This is a genomic window from Vreelandella nigrificans, from assembly GCF_002374315.1.
GTDB lineage: Bacteria > Pseudomonadota > Gammaproteobacteria > Pseudomonadales > Halomonadaceae > Vreelandella > Vreelandella nigrificans.
The window spans coordinates 56,936-82,172 of the sequence record NZ_NWUX01000010.1 but is presented as its reverse complement, the minus strand read 5'-3'; the positions used below and the strand labels follow the sequence as shown (position 1 = coordinate 82,172).

The 25,237-nt window shown below is 54.4% G+C and carries 23 protein-coding genes; 12 read left to right on the top strand and 11 right to left on the bottom strand.

Annotation, left to right across the window (positions count from 1 at the left end; translation table 11 throughout):
* Positions 1–38: 38 nt before the first annotated feature.
* The 3 genes from CPA45_RS12555 to CPA45_RS12545 are packed head-to-tail and all read right to left on the bottom strand — an operon-like array spanning position 39 to position 3,208.
* A complete protein-coding gene (locus CPA45_RS12555; protein WP_096651888.1) occupies positions 39–2,114 on the bottom strand; it encodes an FUSC family protein in 2,076 nt (691 codons plus the stop codon).
* Between the two features lie 3 nt (positions 2,115–2,117).
* Positions 2,118–2,990, bottom strand: a complete 873-nt coding sequence (locus CPA45_RS12550; protein ID WP_096651887.1) for an efflux RND transporter periplasmic adaptor subunit — start codon at positions 2,988–2,990, stop codon at positions 2,118–2,120.
* A complete protein-coding gene (locus CPA45_RS12545; RefSeq protein ID WP_096651886.1) occupies positions 2,990–3,208 on the bottom strand; it encodes a DUF1656 domain-containing protein in 219 nt (72 codons plus the stop codon). The genes CPA45_RS12550 and CPA45_RS12545 overlap by 1 nt, the downstream gene beginning before the upstream one ends.
* 272 nt (positions 3,209–3,480) lie before the next feature.
* On the opposite strand from CPA45_RS12545, the gene CPA45_RS12540 reads away from it, so the two are divergent.
* A complete protein-coding gene (locus tag CPA45_RS12540; protein ID WP_096651885.1) occupies positions 3,481–3,930 on the top strand; it encodes an Rrf2 family transcriptional regulator in 450 nt (149 codons plus the stop codon).
* 151 nt (positions 3,931–4,081) lie between these two features.
* Complete coding sequence (locus CPA45_RS12535; RefSeq protein WP_096651884.1) at positions 4,082–4,975, top strand: NAD(P)/FAD-dependent oxidoreductase; 894 nt, start codon at positions 4,082–4,084, stop codon at positions 4,973–4,975.
* A 16-nt stretch (positions 4,976–4,991) separates the two neighbouring features.
* On the opposite strand, the gene CPA45_RS12530 is transcribed toward CPA45_RS12535, so the two are convergent.
* Together CPA45_RS12530 and fhuE are read right to left on the bottom strand one after the other, a co-directional pair.
* Entirely contained in the window at positions 4,992–5,696 is a 705-nt protein-coding gene (locus CPA45_RS12530) for a class I SAM-dependent methyltransferase (RefSeq protein ID WP_096651883.1), read from the bottom strand.
* A 138-nt stretch (positions 5,697–5,834) separates the two neighbouring features.
* The gene (gene fhuE, locus CPA45_RS12525; protein ID WP_096651882.1) at positions 5,835–8,051 is read right to left on the bottom strand and encodes a ferric-rhodotorulic acid/ferric-coprogen receptor FhuE; all 2,217 of its coding nucleotides are present in this window, start codon (positions 8,049–8,051) and stop codon (positions 5,835–5,837) included.
* 410 nt (positions 8,052–8,461) lie between these two features.
* On the opposite strand from fhuE, the gene CPA45_RS12520 reads away from it, so the two are divergent.
* Positions 8,462–8,863, top strand: a complete 402-nt coding sequence (locus CPA45_RS12520) for a RidA family protein (protein WP_096651881.1) — start codon at positions 8,462–8,464, stop codon at positions 8,861–8,863.
* Here the strand turns inward: CPA45_RS12520 and CPA45_RS12515 are convergent.
* Positions 8,860–9,765, bottom strand: coding sequence for a LysR family transcriptional regulator (locus tag CPA45_RS12515; RefSeq protein ID WP_096651880.1), 906 nt, complete (start codon positions 9,763–9,765; stop codon positions 8,860–8,862). The genes CPA45_RS12520 and CPA45_RS12515 overlap by 4 nt on opposite strands.
* Positions 9,766–10,163: 398 nt before the next feature.
* Between CPA45_RS12515 and CPA45_RS12510 the strand changes: the two genes are divergently transcribed.
* Genes CPA45_RS12510 through CPA45_RS12495 form a run of 4 tightly spaced genes read left to right on the top strand, consistent with a single transcriptional unit; the run spans position 10,164 to position 16,979 of the window.
* Positions 10,164–12,143 carry a TonB-dependent receptor domain-containing protein gene (locus CPA45_RS12510; protein WP_096651879.1) on the top strand — a complete coding sequence of 660 codons (1,980 nt, stop codon included), beginning with the start codon at positions 10,164–10,166 and terminating at the stop codon, positions 12,141–12,143.
* Entirely contained in the window at positions 12,143–16,129 is a 3,987-nt protein-coding gene (gene cobN / locus CPA45_RS12505) for a cobaltochelatase subunit CobN (RefSeq protein ID WP_244287597.1), read from the top strand. Before CPA45_RS12510 ends, cobN begins: the two co-directional genes overlap by 1 nt.
* 39 nt (positions 16,130–16,168) lie before the next feature.
* Complete coding sequence (locus tag CPA45_RS12500; RefSeq protein ID WP_096651877.1) at positions 16,169–16,690, top strand: MotA/TolQ/ExbB proton channel family protein; 522 nt, start codon at positions 16,169–16,171, stop codon at positions 16,688–16,690.
* Positions 16,674–16,979 (top strand): DUF2149 domain-containing protein, encoded by a 306-nt coding sequence (locus CPA45_RS12495; protein WP_096651876.1) that lies wholly within the window; start codon positions 16,674–16,676, stop codon positions 16,977–16,979. Before CPA45_RS12500 ends, CPA45_RS12495 begins: the two co-directional genes overlap by 17 nt.
* Positions 16,980–17,018: 39 nt before the next feature.
* Here CPA45_RS12495 and CPA45_RS12490 read toward each other — a convergent pair whose 3' ends face one another.
* Positions 17,019–18,185 (bottom strand): MFS transporter, encoded by a 1,167-nt coding sequence (locus CPA45_RS12490; RefSeq protein ID WP_096651875.1) that lies wholly within the window; start codon positions 18,183–18,185, stop codon positions 17,019–17,021.
* Positions 18,186–18,381: 196 nt separating this feature from the next.
* Here CPA45_RS12490 and CPA45_RS12485 point away from each other — a divergent pair, with 196 nt between their 5' ends.
* The 3 genes from CPA45_RS12485 to CPA45_RS12475 all read left to right on the top strand — a co-directional run bounded on the left by CPA45_RS12485 (position 18,382) and on the right by CPA45_RS12475 (position 20,049).
* Complete coding sequence (locus tag CPA45_RS12485; protein ID WP_096651874.1) at positions 18,382–19,221, top strand: helix-turn-helix transcriptional regulator; 840 nt, start codon at positions 18,382–18,384, stop codon at positions 19,219–19,221.
* 122 nt (positions 19,222–19,343) lie between these two features.
* Entirely contained in the window at positions 19,344–19,646 is a 303-nt protein-coding gene (locus CPA45_RS12480; RefSeq protein ID WP_096651873.1) for a type II toxin-antitoxin system HigB family toxin, read from the top strand.
* 4 nt (positions 19,647–19,650) lie between these two features.
* Positions 19,651–20,049 carry a helix-turn-helix domain-containing protein gene (locus CPA45_RS12475; protein ID WP_096651872.1) on the top strand — a complete coding sequence of 133 codons (399 nt, stop codon included), beginning with the start codon at positions 19,651–19,653 and terminating at the stop codon, positions 20,047–20,049.
* Between the two features lie 24 nt (positions 20,050–20,073).
* Here the strand turns inward: CPA45_RS12475 and CPA45_RS12470 are convergent, their stop codons facing one another.
* Positions 20,074–20,967, bottom strand: coding sequence for a LysR family transcriptional regulator (locus CPA45_RS12470; protein ID WP_096651871.1), 894 nt, complete (start codon positions 20,965–20,967; stop codon positions 20,074–20,076).
* Positions 20,968–21,067: 100 nt separating this feature from the next.
* On the opposite strand from CPA45_RS12470, the gene CPA45_RS12465 reads away from it, so the two are divergent.
* Positions 21,068–21,727, top strand: a complete 660-nt coding sequence (locus tag CPA45_RS12465; protein WP_096651870.1) for an NADPH-dependent F420 reductase — start codon at positions 21,068–21,070, stop codon at positions 21,725–21,727.
* Positions 21,728–21,838: 111 nt separating this feature from the next.
* Here CPA45_RS12465 and CPA45_RS12460 read toward each other — a convergent pair whose 3' ends face one another.
* The gene (locus CPA45_RS12460; RefSeq protein ID WP_096651869.1) at positions 21,839–22,741 is read right to left on the bottom strand and encodes a LysR substrate-binding domain-containing protein; all 903 of its coding nucleotides are present in this window, start codon (positions 22,739–22,741) and stop codon (positions 21,839–21,841) included.
* Positions 22,742–22,942: 201 nt separating this feature from the next.
* Between CPA45_RS12460 and CPA45_RS12455 the strand changes: the two genes are divergently transcribed.
* Positions 22,943–23,521: an NAD(P)H-dependent oxidoreductase gene (locus CPA45_RS12455; RefSeq protein ID WP_096651868.1), complete on the top strand. Its 579-nt coding sequence runs from the start codon at positions 22,943–22,945 to the stop codon at positions 23,519–23,521.
* A gap of 29 nt (positions 23,522–23,550) precedes the next feature.
* Here CPA45_RS12455 and msrQ read toward each other — a convergent pair whose 3' ends face one another.
* Both msrQ and msrP read right to left on the bottom strand, forming a co-directional pair.
* On the bottom strand, positions 23,551–24,171 hold the full coding sequence (msrQ, locus tag CPA45_RS12450) for a protein-methionine-sulfoxide reductase heme-binding subunit MsrQ (protein WP_096651867.1): 621 nt from the start codon (positions 24,169–24,171) through the stop codon (positions 23,551–23,553).
* Entirely contained in the window at positions 24,171–25,187 is a 1,017-nt protein-coding gene (gene msrP / locus CPA45_RS12445; RefSeq protein WP_096651866.1) for a protein-methionine-sulfoxide reductase catalytic subunit MsrP, read from the bottom strand. Before msrP ends, msrQ begins: the two co-directional genes overlap by 1 nt.
* Positions 25,188–25,237 lie beyond the last annotated feature (50 nt).

Below are 25,237 nucleotides of genomic sequence, written 5' to 3'. Positions count from 1 at the left end.
GGCAAAGGCGAAACGCTCTGTAAGATTGATTTATTCGCTCACTGTGATGCGGGTGTCGACAAGCGCTGCTTAGCTGAAGGCTTACTATGTGGCCGCTCCGCCATAATGCGCGCTAGACGCTCTAGGGCCAGTTCGAGTCGTTCAACCAAACCTTCCAGTAGCACGCGACGTTCGGCGGGGATGTCGCCGTAGGTCTCAATCGCCGCTTCCAACTGCTGACCGGCTTCGCGAATGCCTTGGGGCGGCCGCCCGTTGGCACTCTCTGCAAAACCGTTGGCTAGCGTCTGCAGTAGGTCTTGATGCGTTCGGCGGATTAATGGATGTGGCGAATCGTCAAGACGGTCACGCAGGCGCAACATCGCGGTACCCAAATCGAGCCCAGTCAGGCCTAAAATAAACAGATGGCGTTGGTCCTCGGGGAGCATATCGTCATGCTGAGCGAGCTGCAGAAGTCGGTCGGCCATATGGCCGCTAAAGCGGGTTTCCGCATCTCGAACCGAACGTCGGCGTAGCCCATAGATATCCTGGGAAATTGCTTTAATCAGACGCCTCCGCCTAAGTCGTGCACCTGGCCCTGGCAGTAGGCGAAAAGCCATAACGACGCAGGTTAGCCCAATCACCACGGCCACCACCCGGTTGGCGAAGATGTCGAAAGAGAAATCCATGCCGTTGCCAGGCATGGTCAGCAGAATGTTGAAAATAGAAAAGGCTAAGCAGTACCCCATGGTGGCCGGGTTAGTGGCTCCCAGTAAGCCTAAAAATAGTGGCGTGCCAAACAGCATCGCTAGCATCGGAAAACCATTGGCTTGGGAGAGTAGTACATGGCCGAACAGAAAGGCGCTGGGAATCGCCGCCAACATGCCTTTGTAAAACATCATCGTGATAGCTACTGGGTTTTCGCGGCTGGCGAAGAAGGCTGAGAACAGCGTGCCCAGCATCATAGCGATCATGGCGCTATTCCAAGCAGTAACAATCCAGAAAGTTGCCAGTAGCGCAAACAGTAACCCCGAGCGTAGGGCGTTAATACTGGCGGCGAGGTGGTCACGGTGCCAAGCCAGCGGCGATGAGCGTAGTTTATGGCGCCCCGGTGAAGCAATTGCCTCGCGGGCGTCGAGCATCACCAGCGCATGGCCAATCGATTCGCGCAGTCCCAAGCGGAGGCGCTGGTCGAGTGGGGCGATGGCGCTCTCCTGGTCACTTTCATGAACCTGATGGCGTAGTGCCTGGAGTGCTTTTCTTGCTTTAGCGACCCCCTTGACGTGCTCTGCCTCACGAAAGCCCTGAGCGACCCGGCATGCAAGCTCGATACTTTGTGAGTCGAGCCGATCGGCGTGGTCGCACATCAGTTGATGGAGCGCTTGGAGGTTGGCGAAAAAGCGCAGCGTGCGTCGCGTTAGTACGTGAGTGGCGCGTACTCGGCCGGGGCCGACAGGGCCCTCAAAACGGGCGGCTTGGCTATCGGTTTCCAGCAGTGTTAATGGCTCGAGACTACTCCGCAGGGCTTTCTGCATCGCTGGAATATCGTTGCTGGCTTCCAAGCGCAGGGCGGCATGCTCGAAGGCTTCGTTGATGACGCTGTCGGCCTGGGTGGCGAGGTGCGTACCCACATGAGATGGCCAGAGTAGCGAGCTGACCAGCATCGCGCAGACTGCACCTAGCCCCAGTTCGGAAAGCCGGGCCACGGCGATATCGAAAATACCCGCTGGTGTGCTACCGCTGGAAATCACCACAATTAGCATCGCGGTGACAGCAGCCATCAGGCAGCCGTAAGTGTAGTTATTACGCCACAGTGAACCGACATAAGTGCACAGCATAATCCAGACCGTCAACATGATTAGCGCAGGTATACGGGCCTGGGCGAACAGCGCCATTATCACGATGCCTGCAACGGCACCGATAACAGTGCCGCTAAGCTGGCAGATGCCTTTTTCGATCACCATGCCGCTCATCGGTCGAACCTGGAGAAAAGCAGCCGACATCAGCGCCCAATAAGGTCTTTCCAGGTCGAACCAGAGAGCCACATACAGTGCCAGCATCATCGCCAAGGTGGTTTTGATAGCGAACTTGACCGCTGTGGCGTTAGGCGTCAGGTAAGTGTTAACAAACGGTGACATGGGTCACTCAGTATGTTCGGCAGGGTGGACGCGTACTGTTGCTGTCATACCGACGCTAAGTAGCGTGTCATCAGGGACGTTGTCTAACGAAATACGCACTGGAATACGCTGGGCCAAGCGCACCCAGTTAAACGTTGGTGCCACCTGTGGTAGCAGTTGCTGGTTAAGGGTCGTGTTGCTATCGGCAATGCCTCGGCCAATACCTGCCACCCGACCCTCTAGATGAGTGTCGCCGTTCATCAGGATGACCTCGACCGGGTCGCCTACGTTGATCGACGCCATTTTGGTCTCTTCGAAATAGCCCACCACGTAATAAGAGTTGGCGGCGATCAGTGCCATTACCGAGGTGCCGCGATTTACGTAGTTGCCTGCCGCAAATTGTACATTAAGCACGTGGCCGCTGACCGGAGCCGTTACTTGCGTTCGCTCTAAATCAAGCTGGGCAGCGGCGAGGTCGGCCTGGGATTGATTAAGGTCGGCGGCAGCAATGCGAGAGTTGATCTGAGCAATCTGCTGGGCTTCGGCACTAATCGCACGATTGCTGCTCAGTTGGTTGCGCCGGCTCTCCTCGGCTCGGCTGAGCTCTAAAGTTGCCTGAAGGTGTTCAACGGTAGCTTGGGCTCTGTCGACTGCAGTTTGATAACGTGTGTCATCAATTTCAAACAGCACATCGCCCTGGGTAACGTAGTCGGTATCGGTGACATTGAGCGTATTTACCCAACCCGATACATCGGGTGCAATAGTTACGACCTCTGCATGAATGCGAGCGTCGCGGGTCCAGGGAGTGTAAAGATAGTAACGCCATAGCCAGATACCGGCAGCAATAGCAATTGCGACAATAACCAGAGTAAGTAGCAGCCGGAGCGAATGGCGCATCAAGAACCCCCGAGCAAGATAGTAAATACAAAGGTAATACCAGCCGTAAGAATGACGAAGAGCGACAGGTCGAACCACGCTGCGTACCACAATGTATGCTGCCCCAGCACCCAGTGAAGCAGCGTGCGGGTCACCAGCGTGACGATGAAGCCCAATAGGGCATAGATCAGCAGTGGGCTAATAAGGATGCCACCGACAGCGATTTCCTGAAGACCCATAATATCCTTGCATGGCTGGTGAACAATAATAGAAACAATATTAGTAGGTTAACTCTCTGATGGTCAGTAGCACCGCGATCGTTTCTGACGTTGCAATAACCAGCAGTATAGAAAGCGTAAGCTAATCTTGCCTTATAGCAACGCGCGAGGGGATATAGTAGTGGTATGACTACATTGACGAGTGTGCATGCTTAGCCGTGCAAATGGATGTGTTAAAGTCCGGGTTCGCCGCACTCCTTTTTGTTTATCCGCTGAATAGTTGATTGTTGCCTGTGAGAACTGATAGCCGCCTCTCTCGTATGCTACATGTGCTGCTGCACATCGCACGGGAATCCCAGCCAATTACCTCTGAACAGATTGGCGCCATGCTTGGTACTAATGCTGCCGTGGTGCGCCGTACCATGGCAGGCCTGCGTAAGGCGGGCTATGTAAAGTCTGAAAAAGGCCACAATGGCGGCTGGCGCATCGCCTGTGATCTGCACAATGTAACGCTGCTGGATATCCACAATGCGGTGGGTGGGCCACGCATTTTTGCTATCGGCACCGACCGTGATAACCCCGACTGTGCGGTAGAGCAAGTGGTTAATGCGGCGCTTTTTGATGCCATGCGCGAAGCGGAAGCACTACTGATCGACCGCTTGGATGCGGTCACGCTAGCGGAGCTGGCCGCTCAGTTCGATGATATTGCGACGCGCAAAGGCTACCAACTGCCGACGCCTTAATACCCCTCTGTCTCCCTGACTGACGCTAGCCAGCGTTCCCCAATATTACGGATTTGACCTCTGTGTGCTTTTTAATGTATCAATAAAAGATACATGATATTGATGAGTTAGGAATTGGCTTTCAAAGCTGAGCACAATCGGAGCAAAAGCAATGAGTTTTGATACAGTAATTATTGGTGGTAGCTACGCAGGCATGGCCGCAGGGTTACAGCTCGCCCGGGGGCGACGGGACATATTGCTAGTAGATGCAGGACAACCCCGTAACCGTTTTGCCTCTCACTCCCATGGGTTTTTAACTCAGGACGGCACGCCGCCTGCAGAGATAGCAGCGGAAGCTCGTGGTCAGTTGATGGAGTACCCAACGGTTGAGTGGCGTACGGGGCAAGTAGAAGCAGTAACGGGGGGAGTGGATAACTTCTTGGTTGAGCTGGCCGATGGCAGCACTTACCAAGCGCGCCGCATTATCCTGGCTGCTGGCGTTACCGATGAACTGCCAAGCTTGCCAGGGCTTGCCGAGCAGTGGGGTAAGAGCGTTTTCCATTGCCCGTATTGCCACGGCTATGAGCTGGGAAAAGAGGGAATAGGTGTGCTGGCAACCTCAGAGCTTGCGATGCACCATGGCTTAATGCTGCCCGACTGGGGCGCGACGACGTTGTTTCTTAACGATGCCTTTGAACCTAATGCTGAGCAGTTAGCTCAGTTAAAGGCACGCGGCACCCAGATAGAATATGGCGCAGCGGCACGTCTCGATGAGCAGGCAGATGGCGTTGAGCTAATGATGCAGGACGGCCGGGTGTTTCCCTTGTCGGGGTTATTCGTCGCGCCGCGCATTCATCTTAGTCCACTGGTGGCGCAATTGGGGTGTGAACTTGAAGAGTTACCTTTGGGCAGTATCGTCAAAACTGATGCGCTGCAGGCAACCTCAGTTCCCGGTGTATTCGCCTGCGGTGATGTGGCCCGTGCCATGGGATCAGTCTCCTTTTCGGTAGCTGATGGTGCTATGGCGGGGCTTTCCGCACACCGTACGCTGATGTTTGGGTGTTAAGCGGCTAACTTAGCCGCTACACATCCTTTAAACGGGTGGCATACCAAGCATGCACCAGTCCAGCCTGGTAAAAGGGTACCGGTGTACTAAACCCCCCCGATTCAATGAGTGCACTGACACCTTCGGGGGGCGTAACCGCTACATCACGGCCATACATAGTACGAAACCGCTCAACCATATCAGCGGGCACCTCTCCAGCGCTGAGCATCCTTACCCACGTGTCCAATAGACAATGATAGGCTGGAGACTCTATGTCTGAGGCCAGGTCGGCGCTAGCCAAATACCCTCCCGGCCGTAGCCGCTTGGCGATGGCTCGGAAAAACGCCGAGCGCTCTTCTGGCTCCAGGATAAACTGGGAGACCAGAAGCGAAGTCGCTGCATCAAAAGGTGCCGAGGGCGCTAATGAGTCCAGGTAGCCATGGTGAAACTCACAGCGGGAGGCGATTCCGTGCTCCTCTGCTTGGCGTCGGCATACGTCCAGCATGGCAATAGATGGCTCCACAACGGTGAAGTTATGCCCGGTAAAACGCTGGGAAAGATAGAGGATTTCTGCACCGGTTCCCGCTCCGATGCAGAGTACACGTGCATCCTTGGGAAGTGAGGAAAACACCGCGCCAATAAGTAGGTGCATTGCGTCCTTGACCGGTGCCAGTTTGTTCCACTGTTGATCGTAAGTGGCGGCTTGCTGATCAAAAATAGCTTCTAGCTCTTTGCGTTCCATAATTCTTCGAATGCCTTTATGTAACTATAAAAGATACATGATAGCGAATACTCTTTCAGGAGGGAATAGACTCCAGTGGACGTCGAGCCAACTGGAGACGGCAACGATGCAGTGCAACACGCAATTAAGGCGGGACGTCTAGAAAACGTAAGTTAATGAAGAGGTGATGCTGCGAGGTTCGCCATAGACGCCGTAGCCATTGATATGGCTGTAATGCTTCTCGTCGAACAGATTCTTGATGTTGACCTGAAGTGACAGCTCAGGTGTGAACTGATAGCGGCCGAAAAGATTGGCCAGGGTATAGCTACCTTGCTCGAACTCGCTGGGGATACCGGCCGGGGTGGTAAGGCCGCTGGCGAAGAGGCTGCTCTGCCAGTTCACCCCGCCGCCCACAGTCAGCTCGCGCAGTTGCGGCACGTTATAGCTTGCGAACAGGTTGAACAGAGAACGTGGCTGATCGGTATTGAAAGTACCTTCGTTGGCCTTTGCGGTGAAATGGGAGTAACCCACGGTCATATTAAGATCGTCGCTGATTGCGCCACTCAGCTCAACCTCGAAGCCTTCGCTGACCACGCCATTGGCGGTGGAGTAGGTGGTCTCGGTCTGTCCAGGGATAAGCGGGTTAGCCTGGGCGACATTGTCTTGCTCAATACGAAACACCGAGAAGGAGCCACTCAGCAATCCATCGAACCATGCCGCTTTGATACCCGTCTCGTAGTTCTTGCCCACTACGGGGTCCAGGTAGCTACCGCTGTTATCGCGGTAGTTCTGTGGCTCGAAGATTTCGGTATAGCTGGCAAATGCCGAGTAAGTGTCGTTGAAGTCATAGACTAGGCCACCGTAAGGTGTGACTTCGCTCTGGCTCTGGCGATCAAGGTTGTGGAATTGGGTCATCCCATTCCACTCGGTGTAGCGTGCGCCAACAATCAACGTTAGCGGATCAGATAGCGAGAAGCGTCCAGCGGTGTAAACCGCCTTCTGACGCGCGCTGGACGCTTCCGATGGCGTAAATTCAGACCAGCCTTCGTTGGGGGCCGAACCATCCCAGTTGTTGAAGTCGTCAACGGTAAAAATGCCAGAGATAAAGCGGTTGTCGTAGTTGTTTTCCTGATCGCTGTAGCTGCCGCCTAGCACCAGCTCATGCTCGCGGCTAAGTAGCGTGAATGGCCCTGAGGCCAGTACATCAACGGCATCAACCGTACGCTCGCCTCGGTTCCAGCCGGTGTGAAACCCAACGCCGCTACCGTCTATCTGGTCAGGCAGCATTCCCTCAACGTAGGGGTAGGCCAACTTACCATCCATACTGGTTTTTTCATGAGCCGCGGCGACACGCACGCGCCAATCGTTATCGAAACGGTGCTCCAGGTTAGCGAAGACTTTCTCGGACTCGAAATCGTAGTAAGACCAATCTGGCGCCACACTAAACGAGCGTGAGTAGTTCGTCGGCGTGCCATTGCTGAACCACAGCGGTAAACCGCCCCAGGTGGGGGAGTAGGTGTGGCTATCCTGGTAGTCGAAGCCCAGTGAGAGTGTTGTGGACTCCGTCAGGTCGGCATCGATGATGCCGTAACCAAACGTGCGGCGTTTGTCTTGGCGGTCAAGGTGAGCGCCGCCTTCCTCGTAACCGCCGATAAAGCGCGCCCGCACATCGCCAGAGGCGATTAGCGGGGTCGTCAGGTCGACAGTGCTGCCACGCTTATCCCAACTGCCCAGGGTGCCGGAAACAGAACCGGTGAATTCGTGGCTGTCGGCATGTTTGCGTATGAAGTTGACCGAAGCGCCAGGGTTACCTGAACCGCTTACCAGCCCGTTAGCGCCACGAATGACCTCAACACGGTCGTAGATGGCTGTATTAAGCCGACCTTCACCGAAGTACCAGCGATTATCGGTATTGAGCGTGGGAATGCCATCGTACTGGTAGCTGTTGATGCGAAAACCACGAGATGAGAAGGCAACGCGGTCGCTGTCCAGATGGCGTGCCGAAATGCCGGTGGTATTGCTTAGTACCGCTTCAATGGAGTCCAGGTTCTGATCTTGTATGCGTTGTTCTGTGATAATGCTGATCGCCTGGGGTAGCTCTTTTTGGCTAAGCGTTAGGCCGGTGCCTGCACTGGTGCTTCTGCGGGTATAGCCGACGTTTTCATAGAGATTTGTGCCGGTGATGGTAACGGTTTCCAGCGCTTGCGTGCTGTTGGCATCAGCGGTTTGTGCTGCAGCGCTGCCTGCAGCAAGCACACAGGCAGAAGCAACGGCGATTAACGTGGCGCACCGCCAGGAAAGATCGCCAACAAAGCCTGCATAGTTAGGCACACGATATCGTGCCGTGCTTAAGACACGAGGTGATGACGTTTTCATAATATCCCCTGAGGCGCGCTTTTTACGGTGCTTTTTTGAAGATTTGCTCATGCTGAGGGTGAATGATCATATAAAAATGATTATTGAATGTAAATGTGTATGAGAATTCTTAGTATTAAGTTTGTGTGGGGTGTGTAAATTACACTTAGGTAGCGTGAGTCCAAGAGGCAGTGAAATTGACCAGTAGAATGGGCAATGGCTAGCATCCTACTTCTTGGACAGCGTGGCTGTGGCTGGATGTCAGAGTTGTCTGAAATGAATTACCGCCTCGGCCTCGATAGCGAATACCCATACAATTATCCATAGCCATGCACAGACATGTCAGGTTTCGCATCTTTTGTACCTTGGCCTCTCTCCTTACTATGCAGCATCGTTACTAAGCTGCATCGTTGATTCACTTGGAGAGCACCATGAGTAAACCTGAGTTTTTTGTGACACCCGGTTATGGGGATAAGGCGCTAGAGCTATTGAATTACTCTCAGGCGGTTAAGGTTGATAATCGTGTGGAGATATCAGGGCAAGGCGGTTGGGATGATGAATTCCAAATATCAACCTCGCTGGTGGAAGAGATTGAGCAGGCATTTCGCAATGTTGAGCGCACCCTGAAAACTGCAGGCGCTGGCTGGGAGCACGTGATTCACGTTAACTCTTATCATGTAGGTGGTTTCCCTCCGGAAGTTAACGAAACGATGACTCGCCTATACCGTTATTACATGCCTAATCACGCGCCTATCTGGACACAAGTCGGTGTCGAGGCGCTTGGACTACCCACTATGCACGTTGAAATTCGTGTGACGGCAATTATTGCTTAGATAGCTGGGTACCTATCCCTAAACGTTGCCAGCAGCCACTCGATAAATACCTTTAGCCGAGCGCTTTGGTGGCGGTTGGGTGGGTAAAGGATATGAAACGGTAAGCCAGGCCGTATCCAGTCGGTTAGCACTGGTACCAGCTCGCCGCTATCGATATGGGGTTGCAAGCAGCGGGTGAAGTGCTGACCTATGCCTAGCCCTGCCAGCATCATTGCCAACAGACCGTTGCCATCATTGGCAGAGTAGGTTCCGCCGCCCATCTCAAGCCGCTCAGCCCCCCTCTCAAACACCATTGGCATCGGCTGGTTGTTGGCCGCTATAAAGTAGCCTAGTCGTGCGTGCTGGGTTTCAAGCTCGTTTGGGTGGCTGGGCACTCCATAGCGCTCCAGGTAGGTGGGGGATGCGCAGGTCATATAGCCAAGCTCGACTAAGTGACGACCTACCATAGCCTGTTCATCGAGACGGCCTGCGCGAACAACACAGTCCACCCCTTCGCCGACAATATTGACAGCCCGGTCGCTGACCCCGAGTGCAATGGTAATATCGGGGTATTCGTGCTGAAACGCTTTCAGTGCGGGAATCAGTAGGCTAGTGGCAAAGGTGGAGGGAGCATCAATGCGCAGGTGCCCTTGAGGGTTTGATTTGCTGGTTCGCACCGCGTTGTCCATCGCATCCACCTCGATGAGCAGACGCACTGCTTGATGGTAATACGTCACGCCTTCGGCCGTGGTGGCGACTTTTCGAGTGGTGCGATTAAGTAGTTTAATCGCCAGATGTGTTTCAAGATCTATGATCAACTTGCTAATGGTCGAGCGGGGGAGTGCCAACTGCTCAGCGGCCCGGCTAAATGAGCCGGTTTCCACCACGCGGATAAACGCGCGCATTGCGAGTAGTTGGTTCATTGGCGTTAAACTCTGATTATTTTAGTAGCGGCACTTACGTCTTTGGCATGGGGAAGACGAGATAATGTAGATAGCGAAAGTATCATCATAGAGCGTGAAGGCAAACCGGATTAAGAAGTCTCCTGATGGCTGTATTATTCAATCCAATCCAATCCAATCCAATCCGGAGTCGGCTATCTGGGCAGTAGCTGTTGACGCCATGGTAGGGCGTTCGACACATCGAATGCTGACACTTTGTGGCTAAGATAAATTAGGTGTGGTCTAGGCCAGAGTAGCGCTATCCACATGACAGACCTCGTTGTTATTATTGTTATGTTATTACATAATGTTTTTACAGAATCACTTCGAAAAAACACACCACTAATCCCCTCAAACTCAGCAATCGAGATAAGAGAACGATGAACAAAAAGCGTGATATCGCGATTACCTGCCTATTGGCGTTGATGCCAGTGAGTGCCAGTTGGGCTCAGTCGATAGGGGATCGAGCGGTGGGGGCTGAGCGAGAGCGCTCATCTCAGAACGGAGCGTTGCCACAAATCGTTGTCACCGCAACAGCTTCTGAACGCGATATTACCGATGCGCCGGCTAGTGTCACCGTGGTGGAAGGGGAGGAGCTACGTCGTCGCCCCATTAATGATCTGGCCGATGCTGTTAGGGGCAGTGTGGGTGTTGATCTGGATAGTGTTGGTTTGGGGCGTCGTGGTATTTCGATTCGTGGTATGAGCTCCGAGCACACCCTGGTACTCGTCGATGGGCAGCGTATCAACTCCTCTTCATCCGCCATTGCCCATTCCGATTTTGAGCTTGGCTGGGTGCCAGCCGAGGCCATTGAGCGAGTTGAAATCGTCCGTGGGCCGATGTCATCGCTGTATGGCTCGGAAGCCTTGGGTGGGGTTGTCAATATTATTACTCGTTCTGCCACGGATGAGTGGCAAGGGTCGGTTAGCAGCTACGCGCTGATCAATGATCACGGATTGGATGGCGACGGACATAAAAGTGGTTTTTATGTGGGTGGCCCGGTGATTCCTGGCACGTTAGGCATTAATGCATGGGGTGAATACCGCCAGCGGGACGCGCTACGCGATGCCAACAATAACGATCTTACCGCGCTGGATGATCAGCGTGTCACCTCAGGCCACGTAGGGCTTACCTGGACACCTGATGCACTGCAGCGCATAGACGTTGCCGTTGATGCAGGCAATGAAACACTGGAGGGTGTCAGGGGAGGCACTCAGGGTAGCCGCTATCAATCCGATAACCATGTTCAGCGGCGGCGTTACTCTGCCGCTCATTACGGCGATTGGGAGTGGGGGAACAGCCAGATCAGGCTTTATCGCAGTACCCTGGATCGTGACGCTTGGCGTAGTGATGGCAATGACACAACGAGCCCTAATCGTTTTGTTGATACTGTTTTCGATGGACAGGTCGACTTTCAGGCAGGTGATTATCATGCGCTGACGTTAGGAGCAGAGGCCAGGCGAGAAAGCTTAGAAGACCCCAATATCAACAATCGTGGAAAGGCATCACAGTCGCATTTTGCGCTGTTCGGCCAAGATGAAATTTATCTCAACGAGCAGTGGGAAATAGTGCTGGGGAGCCGTTTTGATAACCATGAAGAGTTTGGTTGGGAGTTTAGTCCCCGTGCCTATTTGCTCTACCACCCCAGTGATGAGCTGACCTTCCGAGCGGGAGCGGGGCGTGGCTTTAAAGCGCCAACCCTCAAGCAATTATCAGCCGAGTTTGAGTCGCGTGCGGCCATGGGGGGGCGCGGCATCATTCGCGGTAACCCTAGCCTGGAACCGGAAACCAATCAGTCCTATGAGCTGGGGGTAACTTATGCCCCCGGCCGCTGGTCGGCTGGCGCCACTGTTTTCCATAATGATGTTCGCAACTTGATTGAAACCGTTCGCCAGCCGACCTGTAACGAGCCGGGTCGCGTTTGCCTGGAGTACGAGAACGTGGCCAGGGCGCGCCTTCAGGGGGTGGAATTAACCACGGGTGTCGATATCACCACCCAGTGGCGTGCCGAAGCGAATTATACCTACCTGGATGCCCAGGATCGGACAATCGACGAGCGTTTGCCTGATCGCTCCCGCCACCGTGCCAATGCGTCACTGATTTGGTCGCCGACACATAGCTTCACGACACGGGTGCAAACGGAATACATTGGATCTCAATACCGCTCCGCAGGAGAGGATGAGCGCCCTGGATATACGTTGTGGAACTGGTATGCCGATTACGGTGTAAGCGCTAACGTTAGCCTACAGGCGGGGGTCGAAAACATCGGCGATGAGCGTTTGGCCAATGACGATGCCAGCGTCTATGGCCGGGCAGATGAAGGGCGGCGTTACTTTGCTGGTGTAACGGTGCGGTTCTGATGCGCAGAGAAATGTGCAGAGAAATTCGTAGAGCAGTGTGTAGAGAGTGGCTGAGCATAGGGCGCTTATTGCAGGGTTGGATGCTGAAACGTTGGGTATCGCTCAGCTGTTTGTTGGTCATAACAGGTGCTTGCTCAGCTTGGGCCGATGATGGTTCTTCACAGCCTATTGTGCTGGTGCTACATAACAGCTTTGTCACTGCAGAGAAGTTTCAACGTCTTGCCCCCCTTGCCGAAGGGGAGCGCGTGGTTATACGCCATTTGAGTGTTGAAGATGCCTCGCCCGATACGCTGCTCGGTGCACTCAATGAGGCAGCGTTAATTGTGCTTGATGGTCCGCGCCCCAATGACCGGGCAATGGTCGAGCAGCATGTAGAGGCGCTGTCGGTAGACGTGAATGCTCCGATGCTGACCGTGGGGGGCGGCCGCCCGCAATGGGTGGGGATCGCGCCAGAGCATGGCAGTGCTCTGGCCGCGCTTTACGCTAACGGCGGCGAAGATAACTTCCGGCGTTTTTTTGCATTAACCCGCACTGTACTAGAGACGGAAACGCCCCCGGATGAACTACTTGAGCCACCGCAGCAGCTACCCGCTACGGGCTTTTATCATTCCAGTGCGCCGCACCCCTTTGAGGAGGTTGCATCCTATCTTGCCTGGCACGCTAAAAATGTTCGGTCTGACGGTAACGATGCTGAACCCGGCCCCAGCGGGCGCGTAGCCTTTCTCGTTTATCAAGGCATGATCACCAGCATGGTGACCGATGAGATCGACGAGCTGATTGAGCGGACCGAGGCAGCGGGGTTGACGCCTATCGTCTTCTGGCTGGATAACGCAGCACCAGAAGGGCTGGTAGGTGCACTTGAGGAGGCCAAGGTTGATGTGTTGGTCAACTTGTCGCATATGCAGGATGGTGCGGCTCGTAGCCGTGACTTCCTCGCGCTGGATATTCCCGTTATCCAAACACTGCGTTTTCGTGAAGGCGATGCAAGCGAATGGCTTGATGCGCCTAGCGGTGTTGCGCCACGCACCACAGCGGTATTTCTGGCGGGGCCGGAAGGATGGGGGATCAGCGATCCACTGGTGCTCTCTGCGACGTCCCAGGGCCGGGAAGTACTCTTGCCTGAGCAGGCTGATGCTCTCATCGAAAAGCTGCACAGTTTGGTGTTGTTGCGGCATACGCCTGCTGCGGAGAAACGCCTGGCGCTGATGTTCTGGAACTATCCTGCGGGGGAGAAGAACCTGGGAGCCTCGCACCTCAATATTCCACGTAGCCTACGCTCGCTCCATCAAGCCCTTGCTGAACAGGGGTATGCAGTAGGAGATACGCTTGAAGAGCAACAGATCATCGACACCAGTCAGCGTATGCTGAAGGCGTTATATAGCAGCGATCACCTGGATACCCTGCTTGAAGAGGGACTGGCCGATGTGTTCCCGTTGGCCGAGTATGAGCGCTGGCTGGAGGCGCTACCCCGTCAACATCAACGTGAGCTACGCCATATGGGGGGCGCGCCTGAGCGCCATCATGCGCTACGGGAGATCAATGGTCAGCGCTACTTTGTTATTCCCCGCTGGCAGTTAGGCAATCTGGTTATTATGCCCCAGTTGCCGCGTCATGCCGCTGCCCATGGCGGCTATCACGACACCGCTATGCCGCCTGACCACCACTATATGGCTGCTTATCTCTATCTTCAGCGCCATTACGATGCCCATGCATTGATTCACCTGGGTACCCATGGCACCCAGGAGTGGCTTCCCGGCAAAGAGCGAGGGTTGGCGGTAAGTGACTACCCATGGCTGGCGCTTGGCAGTTTACCGGTGTTCTACCCCTATATTCAGGACAATGTTGGCGAGGCGATCCAGGCCAAACGGAGAGGTCGTGCGGTCACCATCAGCCATCAAACGCCCCCCTTTGCGCCCGCTGGCCTTTACGATCAGTTGCGTGATTTACATCAGCTGATACATGAGTATGAGCAACTTGATGAAGGCAATGTTCGTGAACGGGTGACAGAGCAAATTGCCGCTGTGGCGATCGAAGCCAATCTGCACGACGACCTGGGATGGTCACATGAGCAGATCGATATGGCATTCGAGGATTTTCTGGCGGAGTTGCATGACCACCTGCATGAATTGGCGCGGGTGGCTATGCCGCTGGGCCTACATACCTTTGGGCAGCCAGCGGATATTGATCATCGTATTAGTACCGTTATGCAGCAGTTGGGGGAGCCTTTTTATACCGCGCTGGATATTGATGTGGAGGAGCTGTTTGCGGAGGATGGTGATGGTTTGTCTGAAAACCCCGCTCACCAGACGGTACGACAAATGCTCTCATCCGATGACGAAGCGTTGCCGGATAGTCTCACCGACTTTGCCCCCCGCGCTCGTGAGCTGAATCAGCGCTTGTTGGATACCCAGGAGAATGAAGCACTCTTGGCTGGATTAGCGGGTCGCTTTGTGCCACCAGGGGCCGGCGGTGATCCTATTCGCAACCCCGAGGTGATGAGTGGCCGCAACCTGTACGCATTTGAGGCCGATAAGCTGCCAACACGTGCTGCGTTTGAATCCGGGGCCGAGGCTTATGAGCAACTGGTTCAGGCATTTCGCGATGAGCACGCAGGGGCATGGCCGCAAAAACTCGCGTTTAGTTTGTGGTCTTCCGAAGCGATTCGGCATCTAGGGGTAACGGAAGCGCAGGTACTCCATGCGTTAGGGCTGCGGCCGGTATGGGATGAGGGGGGGCGAGTCATCTCATTGGAGATCGTGCCAGCCGACGAGTTGGGGCGCCCTCGAACGGATGTCGTGGTTCAGGTGACAGGCGTTTATCGTGACCAGTTCGACAGCTTTATGCGGCTGCTCGACGATGCGATGGTACGGCTTGCCCAACTGGATGAGCCACAGAACCTGATTGCAGCCAATAACCAACGTATCGCCGCTGAGCTTGAACAGCAGGGCGTACCAGCCGATGACGCGCAGTCCATGGCTCAGCATCGGCTCTTCAGTAGTGCCCCGGGGGCGTATGGCACTGGTGTTACCGAACTGGCTATGCGCTCAACTGAATGGGATGACGACGCAGTGTTGGCAGAGCAGTTTCTTGCCAGCAGTCGCTACGCCTATGCAAGCCAGCGCTGGGGCGAGGCAGCTGGGCAGGTCAATCTGCTGGCTGAACAGCTGCGCGGGACGCAAGCCGCGGTTATGTCGCGCTCTTCAAACCTCCACGGCGTGTTATCCACGGATCACCCCTTTGAATTCTTAGGAGGCTTGTCGGCAGCTGTGCGGCATCTGGATGGGCAGGCGCCGCAACTCTTGGTCTCAGACCTGCGCAGCCATATCAAAACGACGGGACTGGCGCGCTTTCTGGCTGACGAACTGCGCACGCGCTATCTAAACCCACAGTGGATAGAAGCCATGCAGGCAGAGGGGTACGCGGGCACGCTTGAAGTGCTCAATGTCACTAATAATCTATTTGGCTGGCAGGCAATGGATGCCTCCACGGTGCGCGATGACCAATGGCAGGCCCTGTTTGATACTTATGTGAATGACACACGTGACCTGGGCACCCAGGAGTGGTTTGAAACACACAACCCGACGGCTCAGGCGCAAATCCTGGAGCGCATGGCCGAAGCTATTCGCAAGGGATACTGGGATGCCTCTGAGCAGACCCAACGGGAGCTGGCTCAGCGTTGGCAAACCCTGGAAGAACAGTTCGAGGTAGACACCGGTGCCGCAATCAGTCGCGCGTTCATTGCCGATTTGGTTCAAGGATTTGGCTTGGATATGAACGCCCCTTCACCTACGCAGGCTACCTCTGATGCCGACATGACGCAGAGCACAGAGAGCCAACCCGTTATGCAGAGCGTGGAAGGGCAAGTGCTTGAAGCCGTAGAGGCCAACACTCACCGCGATGATGATCACTTACGATGGGCCATTTTATTGATGCTTGTGTTGATAGCCAGCGGTGGTGCAGTGCAGGCGTGCCGTCGGCGTTACTGACAGCGAACGAAGATTGAACGTACCCAGCGAGAGAGTGAAATGCCCGTATTGAATGAGATGGAAACCCTGCTCTACGACGCTTCGCGCGTCTTCTTATGGCCTGTTTGGCTGCTGATTATGGCGGCGCTGGTTTATGCACTGATAATGTTGGGAGCCTTTGTCGTTGAGTCCCTGCAACGCCGCTGGAGCACTCGGCCACGAGCGCTCTTTTATTACGCCCAGCAAGGAGGCGCTTCACTCCTGGCAAGCGATGACCTGGAGCTGTGGATCATGCACCGGTTGGAGTGGCTGCGTATTGTGTCGCGTACCGCTCCCATGCTGGGATTAATCGCGACCATGATCCCCATGGGGCCAGCTCTGCTGGCGTTGGGTGAGAACGATGCGGCGGCGGTGGGAGCTAATATGGTGGCTGCTTTCTCGGCGGTTATCCTGGCGCTATTGGCCGCCAGCATCTGCTTTTTTATTCTGACGGTGCGGCGGCGCTGGTTACTACAGGATCTCCGCTTGCTGGAGCGCCAGCGCGAACAACCGGAGGGCAATTCTGATGCGCTTTCTGGATGAGGAAGATAACGACCCCATGCTCTCCGTCGTCAATTTGATCGATCTTTTTTTAGTGATTATTGGCGTTTTGATGATCGTGATCGCCCAGAACCCGCTCAACCCATTCTCTCAGGAGCGGGTGGTGGTGATCGAAAATCCCGGCGAAGCGGATATGCGTATCACCATCAAAGAGGGCCAGGAACTGACACGCTACGAATCCAGCGGGGAAGTTGGCCAGGGGCAGGGCGCGCGCGCAGGTGTAACCTACCGCATGGACGATGGACGAATGATCTATGTGCCAGAAGATTAATATGCCACAAGCCACTCGCCCATCTCTGCGTTGTTAGAATTAACGCTTATGGCGAGCCACGATAATTAGCTGCGTTGCCGCACCTACCACGGCGACAAACCCCGCGCCAAACGCTAATGACGCAACGGGAAGATTGAGAGCAAGCATAATTCCCCCGCTCGCCGCACCAATGGCACTGCCTAAATAGAGTGCTGATTCGTTAAGCGCGACTGCCAAGTTACCATCGCCATGAGCCAGGCGAGTGCGCACAAGCTCATTATTTTGCGGTACTTGCAACGCCCAGCCGACGGCTCCCCAAAGCGCAATAGGCAGTAATGTCAGTAGTGGGTGAGCCGATGCTGAAAAGGGCAGTGAGATAAGTGCCATAGAGAGCAGTAGCATAATCGCCAAGGTAATCACGAGGCCGTTAAATTTGTCTACGAGAGGGCCAATCAAAAAGCTGCCCACGACACCTCCAATCCCCCAAACCCACAAATACCCTGCTATGGATTGAACGGAACCTGACTCAGTAGCTGCCATAAAAGGAGCGATAAAGGTATACATGCCCAAGCTGGCAATAGCGCCGAACAAGGAAACGGCTAGAACGCCCATGGCATGGGGGGCTTTCAAAATAGCCAGTTTGCGGGACAGCGGAAGGGACGGTATAGATGGCAGCGCAGGTAATTTGGCATGTAGTCCTATATAGGCAATTAACCCTAATATTGAAATAAGCCACATCGCCGACTCCCAGCCAAAACGTTCCGCCAGCAATAGACTGATCGGCACACCCAATACAGTGCCACTCGCCATGCCGCCCATAATAATAGCAATGGCTTTACCTCGATTTACTTCGGGTGTAATCGCAGCAGAGGCTGCAATTCCCATCGCGAGATAAACTCCCGCGCCAATGCCAGCGATAGCTCGCCATACAGCAAGTGATACAAAGCTGGTGGCCAGCGCGCTGGCGATGTTGGCGAGAATAAAAATAACCAATGCCACAAGTAACCCAATACGTTGTCGATGACCGGGCAGTAGTGCCACGACGATAGGCGAGCCTAAGCCATAGGCGAGTGTGAATGCGGTGACTAACTGAGCTGCGGTGGCGGCAGAGACAGTAAACGAGCTTTGTATTAGAGGAATAAGCCCCGCAGTAACATAAGAGGCCATCCCAAGTGCAAAAGCACCCAGTGCCACTAGATATACCGATAAACGAGATTGGTCAGCCATAACGTGCTCCAGGCATAAGCATGAGGAAAGAATCCGCCAGCGCTGTTTTTTGCCAGCGAAGGGCTATTCTGGAGAGGCTTTAAGAGGGGTACAATTTAACTGTTTATGCTATTACTAAAAGTGATAAGTTATTAAAATTTCTAAGTTAGTAAAAATGATAAGTTGTTAAAAATGATCAGTTATTAAAGGTAATAAGATGACCGCTGCCCGGATACTTACTCGAACACGGGAAGACTTGGCTGAGTTCCTACGCAAACACCGCGAGAAAATTACCCCGGAAGAGGTGGGACTTCCCCGTGGCCGTCGGCGGCGTACGCCGGGGTTAAGGCGTGAAGAAGTCGCCGCTTTAGCAGGCGTGGGGCTGACTTGGTATACCTGGTTGGAGCAGGGCCGTAATATCAGCGTATCGGCCACTTTTCTGGACAATCTATCCAAAGCGCTCAAGCTGGATACGGCTGAGCGCCGACATCTATTCTTGCTTACTCATCAGCGCTTACCCTCTGAGCTAGGTAAAACCTGGTGCAGCGTGCCGCCGCTGGTTCAAACATTGATGGACGACCTGCCTACGCGACCTGCGTATATCCTGAACTTGCGCTGGGATGTGCTGGCGTGGAATAGCGCGGCCGATAAGCTGTTCAACTTTTCTGACCATGCACCAGAGCGCCGCAATATGCTGTGGTTGTTATTTACCGACCCTGCCATGCGTCAGCGCTTGTCACCCTGGGAAACGCAGGTCAGCCAAATGCTATCCAGCTTTCGGCGCGACTTTGCCCGAGCGGCGCAAGACCCCACCATTGATGAGCTGGTCGACGAGTTAACCAAGGTCTCGCCTGAGTTTAAGCAGTTGTGGAAAACCCAGGAGGTCAACGCGCCTTGCCAGGGAGTGCGTCATCTTTATCTGGATGGGATCGGCGCTGTCGCGTTTGAACATACCACGCTCACCGTTGATGAAGAGCGCCACCTGCGGCTGGTCTACTATGCCCACAAGGGAGCCGATACCGAGAAGCAGGCTTTTAATGAGTGGGTAGTGGGTTAAACAGTATTTGCTCATTTTTGTACAAGCCTCTTGATAGCTCACCCGCTAGAATGGCTTCAGTTGCGTAAGTAAGATTTGAAGTTAGTCCCAATTTGGGACAAAATGAGCCGTAAGGAGACGGCATGAGAGTTATAGCGATTAGAAATCTAAGGGACTTCTGGGAAAAGCATCCTGGCGCTAAAGGTTCGCTGGAGGCCTGGATCGATGAAGTAAAGCATGCCCAGTGGGAGAGTGCTCATGACATCAAGGCGAGATACCCAAGAGCCAGCATATTGGGAAACAAGCGCATCGTATTTGACATTAAAGGCAACGACTACCGGCTTATCGTAAGCGTTGTTTATCGGCATGGCGCGGTTTATATCAAGTTCATCGGTACCCACGCTGAGTACGACAAGATAGACGCCGAAACCGTTGAAATGGAGTGATTTTATGAACATTCGCCCGATTCGCACAGAGGCTGACTACAAAGCTGCATTGCGTGACGTATCAGCCTACTTCGATAACGAGCCAGAGCTTGGCAGCGAGGACAGCGATCGCTTCGATATTTTGCTGACGTTGATTGAGCACTACGAAGCTCATCAATTCCCTGTAGACCTGCCTGATCCAATTGAAGCTATCAAGTTCCGGATGGATCAGGAGGGCCTTACCGCTAAGGATTTGGAACCTGCTATCGGTAAACGCAACCGTGTCTACGAAATACTTAATGGGAAGCGCAAATTGACTCTGGCCATGGTGTGGAAGCTCCATGAGATGTTCGGCATTCCAGCAGAAAGCTTGATTAAGCCTCCTCGCCATGTACCCGCTCTCAGTGAAAGTGGTACAGATTGAAGCAGCTGTTCCCTCAATAGCCAACTAAGCGAACGTGGCCACAACGTCGTCTATGAAATAGCGTAGCTTCGGTGTCATGCGTTGATCGGCGGCGTAGAGCAGGTGCATGGGTCTCGAAGGCCCCTCATAGTCTGGCAAGATGCGCACCAGCCGCCCGGCGGATAACGCCTCCGTTAATGCAGCTTCGTAGCCCAATGTAATGCCGAACCCCTCCAGTGCTGCGTGAAGCAGCCCTTTCCAGTCATTGATTTGTAGCCGCCCGTTCACAGGGGCGTCATATATGCAGCTGTCGCGACTGAAACGCCAATTTCTGCCCAAAGTGCCGAACCAATAGGCAAAGCCCAGGCACTCATGCACCAACAGATCTGCCGGTGTCTCAGGCTTACCGTGTTCAGCTAGATAGGCAGGTGAAGCACAGGCGATGAGCCGATAAGGAGCAAGCGGACGTGCCACCAATGTAGTGCTGTCGTTGATTGGCCCGAGGCGAATGACGGCTTCGTAACCTTCCTCGATAGGATCGACCAGACGATCCGACAAGGTGAGGTCGACCTCCACCTCAGGGTACTTACGAAGGTAGCGGGTGACAAGAGGCACCAGGCTTTGACTGCCAAATGTGACGGGCGCGTTGATTCTGAGGCGGCCCCGTGGAACAGCCCGGGCCTGTTCCGTCAGCGCTTCGGCCGCCTCGACTTCTGCAAGGATAACCTGACATCTTTCGTGATAGAGATGCCCGATCTCGGTCAGGCTCTGTTTACGCGTGGTTCGGTGCAATAGCCGCGACCCAAGCTGCTGCTCCAGAGCCATGATGTGTTTGGAAACCATCTGCGTCGATAGGCCGAATTCTGCGGCGGCGGCCGTGAAAGAGCCAAGATCGGCAACCCTCACAAAAATAGCCATGCTCGTTAACCGATCCAGCATTATCAGCTCTCAGTAGATAGTTAAGTCACTTAAGTGATGTTTATCACTTTTGGGTAGCAGAATAAAGTGCTGCTTGTCTTAAAACTATCGGGAGCAAAACATGCAGATCGGAATTATTGGTGCAGGTTTAATCGGACAAGCGTTTGCACGCCTAGCGATTGCGGCAGGCTATGATGTCATGATCAGTAACTCGCGGGGGCCGCAGACACTCAGCGGCATCCCGGCGAAAATTGGCGTCCAGATCGGTACCGTGCATGAGGCCATCGGCTTCGGCGACATTATCCTGATCGCCATTCCCTTTCATCAATACGCCACGCTTCCGATTGAGCCGCTACGCGATAAGATCGTGTTGGACGCCAATAACTACTATCCAGATCGTGATGGAGCGATTCCTAATCTGGATGAGCGCCGGGCGACGACGAGTGAACTGCTGGAGCAGCATTTGACAGATTCCCGTCTCGTGAAGGCATTTAACGCAATCCTGGCCACTGATCTGGAGAAAGGCGGGCAAACGCTACCTTCGGGAATACGGCGCGCCTTGCCTATCGCGGGGGACGATGACGCGGCCAAGGAAATCGTTGCAAGCTTGGTGCGCGAGTTTGGCTTCGATGTTGTTGATGCCGGGCCGCTGGCGGAAGGCTGGCGTTTTGAGCGCGCCAAGCCAGCTTATTGCCTACCGTACGATCAGGAGGGTTTGCGTCAGGCACTCGACGAGGCGCAGCGTGACATTGATATGCCGGAAGGATCGTGGCGTCGGTAAAAGGCGAACAAAGTGGAAATGGGCGTTGTATGGAAACCCAAAGAAGGTAGAGATGTTTACCGTTGGCGCTAGTGCTTTTCTGGCAAGCAATGGCGTTGATTAGCTTGCCCTTCACCCCTGCAAATACTTCCCCGGCAGCCGTTCTACTAAAAACTCCATAAACAGCCGGGTGCGCTGTGAAAGCGTGGTTTGGCGGTAGTACACGGCGTTCACCGCTTGGGTTTGTAGTTCGATATGGCCGGGTAATACGTCAATTAGCGTGCCTCTCTGGCGAGGAAGAATGGTCATAAAGTCGGCCAGGCAAACGATGCCTTCTCCCGCAACGGCTAACTCGATCAGCGTACTGCCGCTGGAAGCAGCCAGTGTTGGGGTGATGTGCAGGGGTTGACCATCGGCGCGACACAGTGGCCAACGGTTGAGATGATCGAGTTGGCTGAAACCTAGCAAGCTGTGATCTTGAAGGTCATCGACGCTTTGCGGCGTACCATGGCGATCAAGGTAGGCGGGGCTGGCTAGAAGGCGCAGCGGGCTGTAGCCAAGGAGACGGGCGTGTAGCGATGAATCTTCAAGCTTGCCAATGCGGATGGCCAAATCAACCCGCTGTTCCAGCAGATCGATAAAACGGTCGTGGGTGTCGAGTTCGAGGGTAATGCCAGGGTAGCGGGCGCGAAACTCGCCAATCACCGGTACAATCACAAACTGCATAAAGCTGGGTGCGGCGTTGATTCGTAACCGACCTTGGGGCTGATTGTGGCGATCCAGCATTGCCTCTTCGGCTTCATCCACGGCCGCTAAAATACGGCGGCAGTGGCCAAGAAACGTCTCTCCCTCCTCGGTAAGCTCCAAGCGACGGGTCGTGCGGCGCAGCAGAGTGGCGCCAAGTTTTTGCTCCAGGCGGTTGAGCGCACGGCTAACCCCAGAAACCGTAATGCCTAGCCGTTCGGCTGCGCTGGTGATTGAGCCGCTATCGACCACCGTCACAAAGGCCTGCTGTTCTTCAAGAGTGCTTTTCATGGTGTGCTTCTCATAAAATGTTCTCTACAAGGTGGTCAGCGCGGCAGTGATAGCCGTCTAGTATTGTTGATTTTAAATCAAAGGTGTCTTGATGAAACGTCGCTGTTTTTCCGCATTCATTGAATCCACAATGCCCTTCACTTAATGCCATGCCAACGCTTTTTGGTATGAGCGTGCTAGCTATTGTGAGAGGTTTGATTAATGAAAATTCTGCTGATTAACGGCGGTAAAGAGTTTGCCCACTCTGGCGGTGAACTCAATAATACGCTACACGGCGTGGCGGTGAGTACTTTGCAGGAAATGGGCTACGAGGTGCGCGAGACGGTGATTGATCAAGGGTACGATCTTGATACCGAGGTGCAGAACTACCTATGGGCGGACACTATTGTGTATCAGATGCCCGGCTGGTGGATGGGCGCACCCTGGATCGTTAAACGTTACATTGATGAGGTGTTCACAGAAGGCCACGGTTCGCTCTACGCCAGCGATGGCCGCAGCCGCCAAGATCCGACCAAGCAGTATGGCAGTGGTGGCCTGCTACAGGGCCGTCGCTATATGCTATCGCTGACATGGAACGCGCCTTTGGAAGCGTTCGATGAACCGGACAACTTCTTCGAAGGGCGCGGCGTGGATGGTGTCTACTTCCCGTTTCATAAGTCTCAGGAATTTATCGGCTTAGAAGCGTTGCCGACCTTTATTGCCAACGACGTAATGAAGGCGCCAGATGTAGCGCGCGACAAAGCCGCCTATCGTAATCATCTGCGCTGCATACTTGGCTAGGTTTCGTCGCTTGATACCTCTTACAAGCCCTAAGTACGACTCAATCGATGGCGCAGTTTAGGCAGTGTGCGGGCTACCGGTGGAAGTCGGGTGGCCATGATAAGCGCAGCAATAGCGGCATATATTGCCCACTCGCGCATATCAGCGCGCACTACCCAGAAGAAGTGCAGCAGTACCAGGCCCAAAATAACGTAGGAAAACTTGTGTAGTGGTTTCCAGCGTTTGCCTAGGCGCTTCATTGCCCAGCGGTTAGAGGTAGCCCCCAGCACCGCAAGGCCAATCAGCGCTATCATGCCGACAATAATGTAGGGCCGTTTAATGATCTCGCTACCCAGTAGTGCCCAGTTAAGCCCCAGGATAAACAGCGCATAGCAGAGCATATGCAGGGTGGCGTAGGCGAGTGTCCACAGGCCCAGCTGGCGCCGGATTAGTGCAAAACCTTTCCAGCGGGTGAGTTTTGTGAGTGGTGTAAGGCTTAGGGTGAGCAGCAGCATCCATAGCGCGCCAATGCCGATGTTAAGCAGCAGGTAGCGCCCTGGCTCTGGCCCTGCGGCGTTAATCGCCACCTGCCCGCTCCAGAACAGTAGTGGCGTTAGCGCGGCCAGAAACACGCCCACGCGCCAAAGTAGCCATACCCGCTGCGCTGCCATTAGTAGTTTGTCCTCAAATCCAACCCCGCATACATGTCGGCGACTTCGTTGGCGTAGCCGTTAAACATGAGGGTATCGATGGTATTGGTGCGAAAGAGGCTGTTGGGGAGCCGCCGCTCGGTGGCTTGGCTCCAGCGGGGGTGGTCAACTTCGGGGTTAACGTTGGCATAGAAGCCGTACTCATTGGCGGCGATTTGCTGCCAAGAGTTAAGCGGCTGCTCTTCCACCAGCGAGATACGCACAATCGATTTGATGCTCTTAAAGCCGTACTTCCAGGGTACGACTAGCCGCAGGGGGGCGCCATTTTGATTGGGTAGCTCGCGGCCATACATGCCCATGGCCAATATCGTCAGCGGGTGCATGGCTTCATCTAAGCGCAGGCCTTCCACATAGGGCCAATCAATGATTGAGAACGAGGAGCGCTGTCCGCGCATTTGCTCTGGATCCACCAGGGTCTCAAAGCGCACGTATTTAGCTTTACTAGTGGGATCAGCGCGTTTGATGATGTCGGCCAGAGGAATGCCCAGCCAGGGAATCACCATCGACCATGCCTCTACACAGCGCAGGCGGTAAATACGTTCTTCGAACTGCGAAGGCTTGGCGAAGTCCTCTAAGGCAAATCGCCCGCCGTTATTGACTTCGCCATCGACCACCACGCTCCATGGCTCGGTTTGCAGGCTGCCTGCATGGCGGGCGGGATCGCGTTTGTCGGAGCCAAACTCGAAGAAATTGTTGTAGCCACTGGCGTCATCAAAGGGGGTTAGCGTATCTTTTTCGGGGTCGCTGGGAGTGATGGCTCGCCACTCCGTCTCACTAATTTTTTCCTTTAGCCAGGTCGGCGCGTTGCCTTCTGGCACATCAGAGTAGTCTTCATTGGCATTTACATTCCCGGAGAGGGCGAGTCCCGCACCTAAGCCAACCATGCCGCCCATAAAGCGTCGCCGAGAGAGATAGATTGATTCTGGCGTTACATCGGATTCGTGTAAGTCACTCGGTTTGGCAATTTTTATCAACATGTGATGCCTCCACTAGGGAAAAGCCTATGGATAATGTGAGCTGTAACTAC